This window comes from Moraxella sp. K127, from assembly GCF_015223095.1.
Lineage (GTDB): Bacteria > Pseudomonadota > Gammaproteobacteria > Pseudomonadales > Moraxellaceae > Moraxella.
On the sequence record NZ_JADFBZ010000116.1, the window covers coordinates 1 to 502 of the forward strand.

Annotated in this window: 1 protein-coding gene; it reads right to left on the reverse strand. The window is 44.2% G+C overall.

Annotation, left to right across the window (positions count from 1 at the left end):
- Positions 1–32: 32 nt before the first annotated feature.
- Positions 33–359: a pilin gene (locus IM753_RS13495; RefSeq protein WP_370582860.1), complete on the reverse strand. Its 327-nt coding sequence runs from the start codon at positions 357–359 to the stop codon at positions 33–35.
- Positions 360–502 lie beyond the last annotated feature (143 nt).

Sequence of the window (502 nt, forward strand, 5' to 3'; positions counted from 1 at the left end):
AATGGAGTGGTGTTTTAGAGTCGGTATTTAGATTATGGAGTAGCTTTTGTACAACCAGTAGGTATGAATTTGTCTTTCCAACCAGTACCCGCACCCTTAACTGTGCAGTTCCAAGTGCCGTCTGTATTACGGTTTTGGGTAATAACTGTGCCGTGGATATCTTTATTAGCACGTTCACCCAAAGTACCTTCAAGGGTACCTGCACCAGAGGCAAATTTACCGCCTCCAATCGCAACAGCACTCATTAAGTTAGAACGAGCCTTACCACCAGTAGTAGTTAGACCAACATCTTCTTCGGTGGTTGCAGTATTACCTGCTCCCAATACTGGGGTCTTACCCTCAAACAACGCAGCATCCACAGCAGTTTTACCAGCAGCTAGCTCGCCTACTACACGAGTAGTTTGAGACTTAGAGATGTAGTCTTGGTAAGCAGGTAGAGCGATTGCAGCTAGGATACCAATATTTGTTTATAATTGATTGATGATCTCTTCATTTAGCCCTG